The following is a 13,913-nucleotide window of genomic DNA, read 5'->3' on the forward strand; positions in this document are numbered from 1 at the left end:
ATCAGCGACCGACAGATGAAAGAACTCCCGATCACCCGCGACACCTGGCACGGCGACTGGAACTACACCCTCCGCCCGACACGCGACACGCCCAACCCACCCTGACTTGATTCACTACGCGCCCTAAGTTAGCGGCATTGGCCCGGTGCCCGGCCAGGAGTTCCTTGATGCCCGCTATCCCCTGATGGGGTCAAGCCGTCAGATTGACCTACCTGAGCAATGCCCGCATGAACAGCCAAGCAGCGAGCGTCGCACCCGAGCCGCCGTCGTCGTCGGGGCCGACTTCGTTCGCGACCTGCACCCGGCTCTCAACGCACGCAAGAGCAACCAACCGTCAGCCCGTTTTGGCTCCGATCCCGAGTTGCCTTCGCAGAGCGTCGGCGGAGATCGGCCGCAAGTGAACGGATCGACGTGTCGGCCCCGTCCTGTCTCAGCGCTCCAGCGAGAAGGCGCGGCAACAATGGCCGCAGTTGGTATTCGTCCTCGGATGCGAGCTCACCGTGTTCTGACTGGCTTGCGACTCTCTTGGACCGGAGGGACACCCACCCCATCAGGTCGTCACCCGCGAGCGGCGACGTGGAGGCAGGCGCCGATGGTGATCGCCAGCAAGCCGATCACCAGGAGACCGGCGGTCGCGGTGAGGGCGCCGATCGTGAAGAGGACCCCGCCGGTCACGTCCACGGCGATGCGGGCCGCGAGGCGCTGGTGGGTGGGTTTCGGGGGCTCGGCGTTGCGGAGCATTCGGGTGAAGACCGGGTCGGACTCCTCGAACCATTGCTCGATTGCTCTGAGCTGCCTGTCCTCGTCGTGGCTGAGCATGGCGACTCCGCACGTCGTGGCCGGGCCACCGCGCCCGAGCCGGGTGCCCGGCGGATACCCGGTCGCGCGCAACGGAAACCTGACCGCGCCATGATCTTCCGGGACGCCCCAGACGGTGGCGTTCAGCCGAGATAGCCGAGGCGGCGGCTGATCTCGTCGGCGCCGTGGATCAGGACCGTGGCCTGCTCGTGCATCAGCGACTCGGTCAGGCGGTAGGCCGGGCCGGACGCGCTCACCGCCGCGAACACCTTGCCGTCGTGTCCCCTGATCGGGGCGGCGATCGCGTTCAGGCCGATCTCGTACTCCTCGACCGCCACCGCGTAGCCGCGTTCGTGCACCGCCGCCAGGTCCTCGGTCAGCCGTTTGCGGGTCGTCACCGTGTGCGGGGTGAAGCGCTCCATCCCGTGGGACAGCAGCTCCGTCCGGCGCTTCTCGCTGCGGTACGCCAACAGGACCTTGCCGCTCGAGGTCGCGTGCAACGGGGTCAGCCTGCCCACCCAGTTGTGCGCGGTTACCGCGGAGTTGCCGCGGACCTGGTCCAGGTTCACCGCGTAGTGCGCCTCGCCGACCGCGATGTTCACCGTCTCGCCCAGCTCGCGCGCGAGGCGCTCGCACACCGGGCGGCTGTGCCGGGTCACGTCCATGCCGCCGGACACCGCCCCCGCGAGCCGCACGATGCCGAAGCCCAGCCGGTACTTCCCCCGGTCCTCCGCCTGCTCCACCAGCCCCCGCGTCTCGAGCGCGTTGAGCAGCCGGAACGCCGTCGACTTGTGCACCTCGATCTCGGCCGCGACCTCGCTGACGCCCGCCTCGCCCTGCCGCGCCAGGATCTCCAGCACGCTGATCGCGCGGTCGACCGACTGGACTCCCGTGCCGGCCTCCTTGTTGCTCATGGCGAAACTATAAGCGTTGTCGCGAACGCTTCAGCTCCTTGTCCGGCTCCCGGCCGGGAGCTACGCTCATCGGCAGCGCCATTGCGTATGACGAATCGAGTTTGGCTATGCGCAACGTCGACTGGCTGCGGGACGTCCGCTACGAGGTCATTCCCACGAACACGATCGAGGCCCGGGTCGCCGAGTCGGTGCCGCTCGAGGTGACCATCACCGTCACCGCGTCGCCCACCAAGGGCCTCGGCCCGACCCTGGACCTCGCCGAGCGGCTGGCCGAGCGCGGCTACCGCGTGGTGCCGCACCTGTCCGCACGCCTGGTCGTCGACGAGCGGCACCTCAAGGAGATCGTCGACCGGCTCACCACGGCCGGCATCGACGACGTGTTCGTCCCGGCAGGCGACGCCGACCCACCCGCCGGACGCTACGACGGCACGCTGCCGCTCCTCGCGGAGCTCACCGCACTCGGCCGGCCCTTCCGGCACGTCGGCATCACCGGCTACCCGCAGAGCCACCCCGCCATCGACGACGACATCGTCGTGCAGGCCATGTGGGACAAGCGGGCGCACGCCACCTACATCGTGTCGAACCTGTGCTTCGACGCGAAGGCGCTCGCCGCGTGGGTTCGGCGGGTGCGCCGGCGCGGGGTCGACCTGCCGATCCGGATCGGCCTGGCCGGTCCGGTGGAGCGGACGAAGCTGCTGTCGATGGCGGGCAAGATCGGTGTCGCGGAGTCGGCGCGGTTCCTCGGCAAGCACCTGTCCTGGTTTGCCCGCCTGGCCACCTCGTACTCACCGGGCCGGCTGCTGGCTCGCGTGGCGGCGGACCTGTCCGAGCCCGACCTGGCGGTGACCGGGCTGCACGTGTTCACGTTCAACCAGGTGGCCGAGACGGAACGGTGGCGGGCCGAGCTGCTCAGGCGATGAGCGCGGCCAGCTCCCGCTCCAGGCCGACGTCACCGACCGGAACGACCTCCAGCGGCAGGCCGAGCACGGCGGCCGCGTCGGCGGCCCGCGCGCGCAGCTCGGGGGTCGGCCGCTGCGCCAGCCACACCACGCGGCGGTAGTGCCGGAAGTAGCCCTCCCGCAGCGAGGGGTACCGGTCCAGGCCCAGCTCGGCGACGACCGTGCGGCGGAACGAGCGGACCAGGAAGTCGGTCAGGACATAGGTTCCCGGCTCGGCCTCGAGTAGCGCGCGAAGCCGGGCGGTGCCGGCGAAGACGTCGTAGCAGTGGGCGCCGCCCAGGCGGGCCACGCCGCGGCGGGCGCACACCTCGTCCAGCGCGCCGTAGGTGCCGCAGTCGGCGAACGCCACGGCCAGCCGGTCATAGCCCACGAGGGTGTCGAGCGCGGCCTCCACCTCACCGGCGATCCGCGCGGGGTGGTTGTGCAGCAGCGGCGGCAGCGGGTGGACGTGCACGGACCAGCCCCGCCGCGCGGCGATCTCGGCGACGTGTGCGGCCAGCGCCCCGCACGCCACCACCGCGACGGAGTCAGGCCGGGAAGGCGAGCTGCTCGATGAACCGGTCGTTGAAGTCCTGGCGGTCGGAGAGCTCGACATAGCGCACCTCCTCCAGCAACGCCGCGGCGCCCGCCCGCTCGCGCATCGACAGCAGCGCCATCTTCGCGCCCTCGCCCGCCACGTTGCCCGCGCTGACGATCCGCAGCACCGAGATGTTCGGCACCAGCCCGATCCGGACCGCGTTGGCCGGTGACAGGTACGAGCCGAACGAGCCGGCCAGCAGCACCTGCTGGATGTCCCCTTCGGACACACCCAGCTCCTCGACCAGCAGCTGCCAGCCGGTCGCGATCGCCGCCTTCGCGAACTGCAGCTCCCGCACGTCGCGCTGGGACAGGTACACCGCGGGCTCGGCGCCGTTCCGGTGCAGGACGAACACCCGCTCGCCGGCCACCTCGCACAGCCGGTCGGCGAGCGTCGGGAACTTCTCCCGCGCCGCGTCGACCGCGAGCAGCCGCCCCGACGAGTCGAGGAGTCCGATGGCGACCAGCTCGGCGACCGCGTCCACCAGCCCGGAGCCGCACAGCCCGGCCGGCTCGACGTCGCCGATCACCTGCAGCCGCACGTCCTCCTGGTCGATCTTGACGACCTCGACCGCGCCCTCGGCGGCCCGCATCCCGCACCGGATCGCCGCACCCTCGAACGCGGGTCCGGCCGGTGCGGCGGTCGCCAGCAGCCGGGACCCGTCGCCGAGCACGATCTCGCAGTTGGTGCCGACGTCGACGAACAGCCGCAAGCGCTTGTCCCGGTCCATCCCGGACGCGAGCATCCCGGCCACGATGTCGCCGCCGACGTAGGCGCCGAGCGCGGGGAACGTGTACGCGGGCGCGCCGGGGTGCACCGGCACGCCCAGGTCCGAGGCCAACACCCGGGGGAGTGTCCTGGTGGCCATCACGAACGGCGCGACGCCGAGCGGCTCGGGGTCGACGCCGAGCGCCAGCTGGGTCATCGTGGCGTTGCCGGCGAGCGCGATCTCGTACACCCGCAACGGGTCCACGCCGGCCTCGGCGCACACCTCGGCGGCCAGCGTGGACAGCGTCTCGTGGGCCCGCGCGGTGAGCCGGTCGAGCGCCGCGGGGTCGAGCATCGTGGCGCTGATCCGGGTGATCACGTCCGCGCCGAACGGCTGCTGCGCGTTCAGCATCGACGCCACCGCCGAGGGGGTGCCGGTGGACAGGTCGAGCAGCGTCGCGACGACCGTCGTGGTGCCGAGGTCGAACGCGATCCCGTACCGCTCGCCGCTGGTGTCGCCCGGCTCGACGTCGACCAGCCGGTCGTCCACGACCACGGCGGTGACGGTGAAGTCGTTGTCCCGCAACGCCTTCGGCAGGTGCCGAACCGCCAGCAGGTCGACCGACAGCGACAGGTCGTCCAGGGCGGCGAGCAGTCGCTCCACGTCGGACTGCTGGTCGGCGAGCGACGGCTCGGTAAGCGTCACGCAGCGCTTCTGCACCGCCGGCCGCAGGATCACCTGCCGGCCGACCCCCACCGTCGCCGCCTTCGGCCGGGTGACCATTGGCGGCACCTCGACCGCGAGGTCCGCCGACGCCTGCGCGAGGCAGGCGAGCCGCCACCCCGCGGCGAGCTCGTCCGGCGAGAACGCCCGCGGGTCCGATGTGGACACCTCGACCGGCCCGTCGATGCGCACCCGGCACTTGCGACAGGTGCCGTGCCCGCCGCAGGTCGAGTCGATGGCGATGCCGTGCCAGCTGGCCGCGTCGAACACGGTCACCCCGGCCGGCACCCGAACCTCGCGATCGTTGGGGGTGAACGAGATCCGGACCCGGCTCATTCCGCCTCCCCGGATTTTTCCCTGTTGGTCTCATTCGGATATGACGTTCCTGTTGACCACGTACTTGTGGTCGGTTTGCGTCCCGTTCCCCTTAGGTGCGGTTGGGAAACACGCGGCGGGGACACTAGGGGGGTCATGACCCGGCGGCTTCGGCGTCCGCGGCGGCGCGCAGCTTCGCGCGGTGCGCGGCGATCCAGTTGGCGCCCCAGTCGTCGTTGCCCAGCAACAGGTCAGCGGCCTTCACCGACTCGACCATCACCGGCGAGCGGGCGTCCATGATCGCCGAGGTGAGCCCGCAGCGCATGGCCATCGGCAGGAACGTCGCGCCCAGGGCGTCGCGGTCGGGCATGCCGAAGGAGACGTTGCCGGCGCCGAGGGTCATGTTGACGCCGAACTCCTCGCGGATCAGCGAGATCGTGTCGAGCGTCTTGTTCACCAGCGTCGTGTCCGCGCCGATCGGCATCGCGAGCGGGTCGATCACGATGTCGGCCAGCGGGATCTCGTACTGCCCGACCGCGACGTCGATGATCTTGCGGGCGATGTCGAGCCGCTTGCGCGGGTCGTCCGGGATCTCGTCCTCCTCGTTGGGCAGCGCGATGACCGCCGCCCCGTACCGGCGCACCAACGGGAGGATCTCGTCGAGCCGCTCCCGCTCGCCGGTCACGGAGTTCACCAGCGGTTTGCCCTGGTAGACCTCCAGCGCCGCCTCGAGCGCGCCGACCACGGACGAGTCGATCACCAGCGGCAGGTCGGTGAGCCCCTGCACCATCTTGATCGCCGCGCACAGCAGCTCGGCCTCGTCGGTGAGCGGCACGCCCATGTTGACGTCGAGGACCATCGCGCCGCCGGCGAGCTGCTCGGCCACGTCGACCTCGATGCGCGACAGGTCGCCGGCCCGCAGCTTCTCCTGGAACTTGGACCGCCCGGTCGGGTTGATCCGCTCGCCGATGACGCAGAACGGCTCGTCGGGGCCGATCGCGACGGTCTTGGTGGCCGAGGACAGCACGGTCTGCATGGCCGCCCCTCTCAGACCGCGGCCGCGGTGCGGCGCTGGTGGATGAGCTCCTTGGCGCGCTTGACCGCGGCGGAGGCGTCGGCGGCGTACCCGTCGGCGCCCACCGCGTCGGCGTACTCCTGGGTGACCGGCGCGCCGCCGACCATCACGATCACCTTGTCCCGCAGGCCCGCCTTCCGCAGCGCGTTGATGTTGGCCTTGAACATCGGCATCGTCGTGGTGAGGAACGCGGAGAAGCCGACGACGTCCGGCTGGTACTCCTGGATCGCGGCGACGAACTTCTCCGGCGCCACCTGCACGCCGAGGTCGATCACGTGGAAGCCCGCGCCCTCCAGCATGATGTTGACCAGGTTCTTGCCGATGTCGTGCACGTCGCCCTTGACCGTGCCCATCAGGAACGTGCCGACGGTCTCGACGCCGGTCTCGGCGAGCAGCGGGCGCAGGACGTTCAGCGCGCCGCTCATGGCCTTGCCGGCGATCAGCATCTCCGGCACGAAGAAGTCGCCGCGCTCGAACCGGGCGCCGACCTCCTCCAGCGACGGGATGAGCGCGTCGAAGAGCATCGTCTCGGGCGACATCCCCTGCTCGAGGCCGAGGTTGGTCAGTTCGAGCACGCGTGGCGCGTTGCCGACGAGGGTCTCGTCGTACAGGGCCTTGAGGATCTCGTCGGGGCTCACGGCGGCTCTCTTTCTCTCATTGGCGGGTCTTGTAGCCGAGCTGGGCGGAGACGGAACGGGCGTCGGTCGCGAGGCGGGCGCCGATGCGGGCGGCGTCGGCCTTGGTGATGCGGGTGGTGGGCCCGGACACCGACACCGCGGCCACCACGGAGCCGTCGCGGGTGTGCACCGGCGCGGCGACCGCGACCAGGCCTTCCTCGAGCTCCTCCCACGCAAGTGCCCAACCGCGCCGGGTCACCTCGGCGAGGTCGCGTTCGAGCCGGCGGCGGGACAGCGGGCGGCCACGCGGCGGATCGGGGAGGTCACCGTCCGGCAGCGCCATGGCCCGGTAGGCGTAGAACACCTTGCCCAGCGCGGAACAGTGCGGCGGCACGGACACGTCGAGCCAGTTGGTGGCGCCGATCATGTAGTCGGAGTCGACCTGGGCGATCTGCACGACCTCCTCGCCGCGCGGCACGGCCAGGTTCACCGTCTCGCCGGTGTACTCGCTGATCTCGTCGAGCACCGGTTGGGACAGCTCCAGCAGGTCCTGCGTGGTGTCGTGCTGGGTGGCGTAGATCGCGAACAGCGGGCCGGGGCGGAACGAGCCCGCGCGGTCTCGGCGGACGAGCCGGTTGCGCTCGAGCGCTTGGAGCAGGCGCGACGTCGTCGACTTGGCGAGGCCGAGCTCGTCCACCAATGAGGTGAACGTGCGAGGTTCGCCCGATTCCACGACGAGCCCGAGCAATGCCGCTGCTCGGTCCACCGCCTGGCTGCCGGCCGGCACGGTCAACGTGTGGTCTCCATTCGTCCGCTTCGTCCATAGAGTTTCATAATATGGAACCACAGTTCCATAACACGAGCGTAGGATTCGGCGCGGTCCAGCGTCAAGGGAGAGCGTCAAGGGAGAGCGATGTTCCGCAACCAGCTGCCTCGCTACGAGATCCTGTCCGCGGACGCGATGGAGGTGCTCGACTCCGGTTGGCGCCGGATCGTGTCCGAGATCGGGGTGGAGTTCCTGTCCGACCGCGCGCTGGAGCTGTTCCGTAAGGCGGGGCAGAAGGTCGAGGACAACAACGTCCGGTTCGACCCGGACTTCCTGCTCGAACAGGTGGCACTCGCGCCGCGCGAGTTCGACGTGCAGGCCCGCAACCCCGCCAACAACGTCCACATCGGTGGCGAGAACATGGTGTTCGGCGGCGTCTACGGGCCGCCGTTCGTGCGTGACGGCGAGGTCCGCCGGGACGCGTCGATGGCCGACTTCGAGAACTTCGCCCGGCTGGCGCAGAGCTTCCCCGCGCTCGACTCGGCGGGCGGCGTGATCTGCGAGCCGAACGACGCGCCGCTGGACTCGCGGCACCTCGACATGACCTACGCGCTGCAGACGCTGACCGACAAGTTCTACATGGGCAACGTGGTGTCCGCGGTGAACGCGGCCGACACGATCCGGATGACCGAGATCCTCTTCGGCGGCCGGGAGGCCATCGAGAAGACGCCGGCCACGATCTCGCTCATCAACTGCAACTCCCCGCTGCGCTGGGACGACCGGATGCTGGAGGCGCAGTTCGAGTACACCTCGGCCAACCAGCCCGTCGTGCTCACGCCGTTCCTGCTGATGGGCGCGATGTCGCCGGTGTCCATTCCGGCCACGCTGGCCCAGCAGATGGCCGAGGCGCTGTCCGGGATCGCCCTGTCCCAGCTGATCCGGCCCGGCGCGCCGGTGATCTTCGGGTCGTTCCTGTCCAACATCGACATGCAGTCCGGCTCGCCCTGCTTCGGCACGCCGGAGTCCGCGGTCGGGCTGCTGTGCACCGGGCAGATCGCGCGCCGGTTCGGCCTGCCGGTCCGCTCCGGCGGCGGCCTCACGTCGAGCCAGGTGGCGGACGCGCAGGCGGCCTACGAGGGCCTGATGACGATGCTGCCGACGTTCCTCGCCGGCATCAACTGGGTGATGCACAGCGCGGGCTGGCTCGAGGGTGGGCTGGTGGCGTCGTACGAGAAGTTCGTGATCGACGTGCAGGTGCTGGAGATGCTGCAGCAGGAGTTCCGTCCACTCGAGATCACCGAGGAGTCGCTGGCGTTCGGCGCGCACACCGAGGTCGGCCACGGCGGGCACTTCCTGGGCGCGGCGCACACCCTGGAGCGGTTCCGGACGTGCTTCTACCGGCCGTTCCTGTCCAGCTCGGAGAACTACGAGCGGTGGATGCGGGGCGGCGCACGGGACACCGCCGCGCGGGCCGCCGAGATCGCGCGGAAGAAGCTCGCCGACTACGAGCAGCCGCCGCTGGACGACGCGGTCCGCGAGGAGCTGGCCGACTACGTCACCCGCCGCCGCCGCGAGCTGGGGGACTGAGCGTGACAGCGCAGCACCCGGACTTCCTGTGGCGCAACCCGGCGCCGAGGTGGTCCTACGACGTCGTGATCGTCGGCGGGGGCGGGCACGGGCTGGCCACCGCGTACTACCTCGCGCGCAACCACGGCATCACCAACGTCGCGGTGCTGGAGAAGGGCTGGCTCGCCGGCGGGAACATGGCGCGCAACACCACGATCATCCGTTCCAACTACCTCTGGGACGAGAGCGCGGCGATCTACGAGCACGCCATGAAGCTGTGGGAGGGGCTGTCCGAGGAGCTCGACTACGACATCCTGTTCAGCCAGCGCGGCGTGCTCAACCTGGCGCACACGCTCGGCGACGTGCGCGAGGGTGTGCGCCGGGTCAATGCCAACCGGCTCAACGGGGTGGACGCGGAATGGCTGTCACCCGAGCAGGTCAAGGAGCTCTGCCCGATCGTCAACACGTCACCGGACGTGCGCTACCCGGTACTCGGCGCCACCCTGCAGCCGCGCGGCGGGATCGCCAAGCACGACCACGTCGCGTGGGCGTTCGCGCGGGGTGCCGACCGGCTCGGCGTCGACCTCGTCCAGGGCTGCGAGGTCACCGGTTTCGTGCGGGACGGGGACCGGGTCGTCGGGGTCGAGACGTCCCGCGGACCGATCCGGGCCGGCGCGGTGGCGCTCGCGTCGGCCGGGCATTCGTCGGTGCTGGCTGCGCTGGCGGGGCTGCGGCTGCCGATCCAGAGCCACCCGTTGCAGGCGCTGGTCTCCGAGCTGCTCGAACCCGTGCACCCGTGTGTCGTGATGTCCAACCACGTGCACGTCTACGTCAGCCAGGCACACAAGGGCGAGCTGGTGATGGGGGCGGGCATCGACCCGTTCAACTCCTACGGCCAGCGCGGCTCGGTGCACGTCATCGAGCGGCAGCTCGCCGCGGCGCTGGAGCTGTTCCCGATCTTCGGGCACGCCCACGTCCTGCGGACCTGGGGCGGGGTCGTGGACGTCTCGCCGGACGCGTCGCCGGTCATCGGGCCCACGCCGCTCGCGAACCTCTACGTCAACTGCGGGTGGGGGACCGGCGGGTTCAAGGCCACGCCGGCGTCGGGCTGGGTGTACGCGCACACGATCGCGACCGGCACCCCGCACGAGCTGAACAGACCGTTCGGTTTGGACCGGTTCACCACCGGCGCGCTGATCGACGAGCACGGCGCCGCCGCCGTCGCGCACTGAGGGAGGTCTCCTTGCTGCTGATCCGTTGTCCGTGGTGCGGCGACCGGGACGAGGTCGAGTTCTCCTACGGCGGGGCGGCGGGGGTGGCCTACCCGGCCGACCCGGACGCGCTGTCCGATGTGGAGTGGGGCGAGTACGTGTTCGTGCGGGACAACCCGAAGGGCCCGTTCGCCGAGCGCTGGGTGCACAGCAGCGGGTGCCGGCGGTGGTTCGACGCCGTGCGCGACACGGTGACCCACGAGTTCGGGGGCCGGTCATGAGGGTCGCGCGGGGCGGGCGGATCGACCGGTCGGCGCCGCTGCGGTTCACCGTGGACGGCGTGTCCCACATCGGGTACCGCGGCGACACGGTGGCGTCGGCGTTGCTGGCCAACGGGGTCCGGCGGGTCGGTGACAGTATCCACCTCGGCCGGCCGCGCGGGATCGTCGACGCCGGCGTGGCCGAGCCCAACGCGCTGCTCCAGGTCGGCGCGGAGCCGATGCTGGCGGCCACGACGGTGGAGCTGTACGACGGGCTGGTCGCCGAGACGCTGTCCGGGCGCGGGCGGCTCGTCGAGCCCGACTCGGGGGAGTACGACAAGAAGTATCGGCACTGCGACGCGCTCGTGGTGGGCGCCGGACCGGCCGGGCTCGTGGCGGCGCTCGCTGCCGGGCGGTCCGGCGCGCGGGTGATCCTGGCCGACGAGCAGGCCGAGCCCGGCGGCTCGCTGCTGTCCACTCCGGACCGCTGGCCGTGGCTGGCGCAGACGCTGGCCGAGCTGGCCGGGCTCGAGGAGACCAGGGTGCTCACCCGGGCCACGGTGTTCGGCTACTACGACCACAACCACCTGACCATCGCCGAGCGCCGGCCCGGCGGCGGCCGGCTGTGGCACGTGCGCGCGAGCCACGTGATCCTGGCCACCGGCGCGCACGAGCGGCCGCTGGTGTTCGCGAACAACGACCGGCCGGGCGTGATGCTCGCGAGCGCGGTGCGCACCTACCTCAACCGGTACGCGGTACGCGTCGGCTCCCGCGCGGTCGTCTGCACCACCAACGACAGCGCCTACGGGACCGCGCTCGACCTGCTCGCGTCCGATGTGGACGTTCTGGTCGCGGACACCCGCGAAGGCTCGCCGCTGGCCGACCGGGTGCGGGCCGCGGGCGGGGAGGTGCGGTTCTGGACCGCGGTGGTCGGCACCGAGGGTGACCCCGAGGTGACCGCCGCACACCTCGGCTCGCCGGACGGCACCGGTCCGGTCGAGACCGTTCCCTGCGACCTCGTCGCGGTGTCGGGCGGCTGGAACCCGGTGGTGCACCTGCACAGTCAGGCCCGCGGCACGCTGCGCTACGACGAGTCGCTCGGCGCGTTCGTGCCGGACCGCGCGGTCCAGGCGCACGTCTCGGTCGGCTCCGCGAACGGCGAGCTCGACCCGAACCAGCCACTGTGGACGATCCCGGCGCCGGGCGGCGGGTGGGACACCCACTTCGTCGACCCGCAGCGCGACGCGACGGTGGCCGACGTGCTGCGCGCCACCGGGGCGGGCATGCGCTCGGCCGAGCACGTCAAGCGGTACACCACCATCGGGACCGCGCACGACCAGGGCAAGACCGCGGGCGTCACCACCCTCGGCGTCATCGCGGAGGCGCTCGGGGCCGGTCCGCCAGGGCCGACGACGTTCCGCCCGCCGTACACGCCGGTCCCGTTCGCGATGCTCGCCGGCCGCGACCGTGACGCGCTGCACGACCCGGTCCGGGTCACCCCGATCCACTCCTGGCACGTCGAGCACGGCGCGGAGTTCGAGAACGTCGGCCAGTGGAAGCGGCCCTGGTTCTACCCGCGCGACGGCGAGGACATGACGGCCGCGGTGCTGCGTGAGTGCCGCGCGGCCCGCACCGGCGTCGGGATGCAGGACGCCTCCACGCTCGGCAAGATCGAGATCGTCGGGCCGGACGCCGCGGAGTTCCTCAACCGCATGTACACCAACGCGTTCGCGAAGCTGGCGGTCGGCTCGGCCCGCTACGGCATGCTGTGCACGGCCGACGGCATGGTGTTCGACGACGGCGTGGTGCTGCGCCTTGCCGCCGACCACTTCCTCGCCACGACCACCACCGGCAACGCGGCCGCGGTGCTCGACTGGTTCGAGGAGTGGCTGCAGACCGAGTGGCCGGACCTGCGCGTGCACCTCACGTCGGTCACCGAGCAGTGGGCGACGATCGCCGTCGTCGGCCCGCTGTCGCGGAAGGTCGTCGCCACCCTGGCGCCCGCGGCGGTGGACCTGGCGTTCATGACGTTCCTCGACACCGAGCTGGCGAACGGCGTACCGGCACGGATCGCGCGGATCAGCTTCTCTGGCGAGCTCGCCTTCGAGGTCAACGTCGCGAGCTGGTACGGCCTGCCGGTGTGGCGGGCGGTGCTCGCGGCGGGGGAGGCGCACGGGATCACGCCGTACGGCACCGAGACCATGCACGTGCTGCGCGCGGAGAAGGGCTACCCGATCGTCGGGCAGGACACCGACGGCACGGTCACGCCGATCGACCTCGGGATGGACTGGGTCGTGTCGAAGCGCAAGCAGTTCGTGGGCCGCCGCTCGCTCCAGCGGCCGGACACTGCGCGCCCGGACCGCAAGCAGCTCGTCGGCCTGCTGCCGGTCGACCCGTCCGCGCTGCTGCCCGAGGGCGCGCAGCTCGTGGCTGCGGACATACCACTGGACGTGCCGCTGAACCCGCCCGTGCCGATGCTCGGGCACGTGACGTCGAGCTACCGCAGCGCCGCGCTCGGCCGCACGTTCGCCCTGGCGCTGGTGAAGAGCGGCCGTGACCGGCTCGGCCAGGTCCTGCACGCGCCACTGGGCGACCGCACGATCGCGGCCACCGTGACCGAACCCGTGCTCTACGACCCGGAGGGGGCGCGCCGTGACGGCTGACCCGCGCCTGGATCTTCGACACAGCCCGCTCGAAGGCGTCTCGGGCGTGCGCGAGCTCCCGTTCCTCACCATGATCAATGTCCGCACCACCGCGGCCGAGTTGCTCGGCGTCTCGCCGCCCGGCCCGAACCGGGTGGCGACCGCGGGGGAGCGGGCGATCCTGTGGCTGGGCCCGGACGAGTTCCTCGTCGTCGGACCACTCGACGACTCGGTCGACCTCACCGGGGACTCCGTCGTGGACGTGTCGGCCAACCGCACCACGATCGAGCTGGCCGGGCCACACGCCCGCGACGTGCTCGAGAAGGGCATGCCGATCGACCTGCACCCGCGAGCGTTCGGGCCCGGGCGGTGCGCGCAGACGCTGCTGGCCAGGGCGCAGGTGATCCTCCGGCAGCTCGATGACGAGCCGACCTACCATGTGCTGGTACGGGGGTCGTTCGCGCCGTACCTGGCCGCATGGCTCGTCGACGCCTCCAAGGAGTTCGTGTAGTTGCCCATCAGCGTTTTCGACCTGTTCAGTGTCGGCATCGGACCGTCCAGCTCGCACACGGTCGGGCCGATGCGTGCCGCTCGCACGTTCGTCCTGGGCCTGGCCGACGACGGCTTGCTCGGCTCGACGAGCGCGGTCCGTGCCGAGCTGTTCGGCTCGCTCGGCGCCACCGGGCACGGCCACGGCAGCCACCGCGCGGTCCTGCTTGGGCTCGCGGGCGAGGAGCCGGAGACGGTCGACACGGACACGGTCGCCGACCGGGTCGACCGG

The 13,913-nt window shown here is 71.3% G+C and carries 14 protein-coding genes; 7 read left to right on the plus strand and 7 right to left on the minus strand.

Going from position 1 to position 13,913, the window contains the following annotated elements; genetic code table 11:
- Window positions 1-558 precede the first annotated feature (558 nt).
- On the minus strand, window positions 559-819 hold the full coding sequence (locus GEV28_RS38355) for a DUF3040 domain-containing protein (protein ID WP_291418611.1): 261 nt from the start codon (window positions 817-819) through the stop codon (window positions 559-561).
- 122 nt (window positions 820-941) lie between these two features.
- Window positions 942-1,712, minus strand: coding sequence for an IclR family transcriptional regulator (locus GEV28_RS38360; RefSeq protein WP_291418613.1), 771 nt, complete (start codon window positions 1,710-1,712; stop codon window positions 942-944).
- Between the two features lie 107 nt (window positions 1,713-1,819).
- Between GEV28_RS38360 and GEV28_RS38365 the strand changes: the two genes are divergently transcribed.
- Window positions 1,820-2,632, plus strand: coding sequence for a methylenetetrahydrofolate reductase (locus tag GEV28_RS38365; protein WP_291418615.1), 813 nt, complete (start codon window positions 1,820-1,822; stop codon window positions 2,630-2,632).
- On the opposite strand, the gene GEV28_RS38370 is transcribed toward GEV28_RS38365, so the two are convergent.
- From GEV28_RS38370 to GEV28_RS38390, 5 genes are all read right to left on the minus strand, one after another.
- Complete coding sequence (locus tag GEV28_RS38370) at window positions 2,622-3,188, minus strand: DUF1638 domain-containing protein (RefSeq protein ID WP_291418617.1); 567 nt, start codon at window positions 3,186-3,188, stop codon at window positions 2,622-2,624. The two genes, GEV28_RS38365 and GEV28_RS38370, sit on opposite strands and share 11 nt — an antisense overlap.
- 10 nt (window positions 3,189-3,198) lie before the next feature.
- The gene (locus GEV28_RS38375; RefSeq protein WP_291418619.1) at window positions 3,199-5,016 is read right to left on the minus strand and encodes an ASKHA domain-containing protein; all 1,818 of its coding nucleotides are present in this window, start codon (window positions 5,014-5,016) and stop codon (window positions 3,199-3,201) included.
- Between the two features lie 133 nt (window positions 5,017-5,149).
- Complete coding sequence (locus GEV28_RS38380) at window positions 5,150-6,031, minus strand: dihydropteroate synthase (protein WP_291418621.1); 882 nt, start codon at window positions 6,029-6,031, stop codon at window positions 5,150-5,152.
- A gap of 11 nt (window positions 6,032-6,042) precedes the next feature.
- Complete coding sequence (locus GEV28_RS38385) at window positions 6,043-6,708, minus strand: B12-binding domain-containing protein (RefSeq protein ID WP_291418623.1); 666 nt, start codon at window positions 6,706-6,708, stop codon at window positions 6,043-6,045.
- Window positions 6,709-6,724: 16 nt separating this feature from the next.
- A complete protein-coding gene (locus GEV28_RS38390) occupies window positions 6,725-7,474 on the minus strand; it encodes an IclR family transcriptional regulator (protein ID WP_291418635.1) in 750 nt (249 codons plus the stop codon).
- A gap of 126 nt (window positions 7,475-7,600) precedes the next feature.
- Between GEV28_RS38390 and GEV28_RS38395 the strand changes: the two genes are divergently transcribed.
- From GEV28_RS38395 to GEV28_RS38420, 6 genes are all read left to right on the plus strand, one after another.
- A complete protein-coding gene (locus GEV28_RS38395; RefSeq protein WP_291418626.1) occupies window positions 7,601-9,040 on the plus strand; it encodes a trimethylamine methyltransferase family protein in 1,440 nt (479 codons plus the stop codon).
- Window positions 9,037-10,251, plus strand: a complete 1,215-nt coding sequence (locus GEV28_RS38400) for a sarcosine oxidase subunit beta family protein (protein ID WP_291418637.1) — start codon at window positions 9,037-9,039, stop codon at window positions 10,249-10,251. The genes GEV28_RS38395 and GEV28_RS38400 overlap by 4 nt, the downstream gene beginning before the upstream one ends.
- Before the next feature lie 11 nt (window positions 10,252-10,262).
- Entirely contained in the window at window positions 10,263-10,511 is a 249-nt protein-coding gene (locus GEV28_RS38405; RefSeq protein WP_291418628.1) for a sarcosine oxidase subunit delta, read from the plus strand.
- Complete coding sequence (locus tag GEV28_RS38410; protein WP_291418630.1) at window positions 10,508-13,153, plus strand: 2Fe-2S iron-sulfur cluster-binding protein; 2,646 nt, start codon at window positions 10,508-10,510, stop codon at window positions 13,151-13,153. The genes GEV28_RS38405 and GEV28_RS38410 overlap by 4 nt, the downstream gene beginning before the upstream one ends.
- Window positions 13,143-13,643 carry a sarcosine oxidase subunit gamma gene (locus GEV28_RS38415; protein ID WP_291418632.1) on the plus strand — a complete coding sequence of 167 codons (501 nt, stop codon included), beginning with the start codon at window positions 13,143-13,145 and terminating at the stop codon, window positions 13,641-13,643. Before GEV28_RS38410 ends, GEV28_RS38415 begins: the two co-directional genes overlap by 11 nt.
- Window positions 13,644-13,913 (plus strand): serine dehydratase beta chain (locus GEV28_RS38420; RefSeq protein WP_291418634.1); only part of this gene is annotated, 270 nt, incomplete at its 3' end.

This window comes from Actinophytocola sp., from assembly GCF_009379765.1.
Classification (GTDB): domain Bacteria; phylum Actinomycetota; class Actinomycetes; order Mycobacteriales; family Pseudonocardiaceae; genus Actinophytocola.

Excerpts from the sequence above, each read along its gene's own strand:
- GEV28_RS38355 (WP_291418611.1), bottom strand. The coding sequence starts at position 819 with ATGCTCAGCCACGACGAGGACAGGCAGCTCAGAGCAATCGAGCAATGG.
- GEV28_RS38360 (WP_291418613.1), bottom strand. The coding sequence starts at position 1,712 with ATGAGCAACAAGGAGGCCGGCACGGGAGTCCAGTCGGTCGACCGCGCG.
- GEV28_RS38365 (WP_291418615.1), top strand. The coding sequence starts at position 1,820 with ATGCGCAACGTCGACTGGCTGCGGGACGTCCGCTACGAGGTCATTCCC.
- GEV28_RS38375 (WP_291418619.1), bottom strand. The coding sequence starts at position 5,016 with ATGAGCCGGGTCCGGATCTCGTTCACCCCCAACGATCGCGAGGTTCGG.
- GEV28_RS38380 (WP_291418621.1), bottom strand. The coding sequence starts at position 6,031 with ATGCAGACCGTGCTGTCCTCGGCCACCAAGACCGTCGCGATCGGCCCC.
- GEV28_RS38395 (WP_291418626.1), top strand. The coding sequence starts at position 7,601 with ATGTTCCGCAACCAGCTGCCTCGCTACGAGATCCTGTCCGCGGACGCG.
- GEV28_RS38410 (WP_291418630.1), top strand. The coding sequence starts at position 10,508 with ATGAGGGTCGCGCGGGGCGGGCGGATCGACCGGTCGGCGCCGCTGCGG.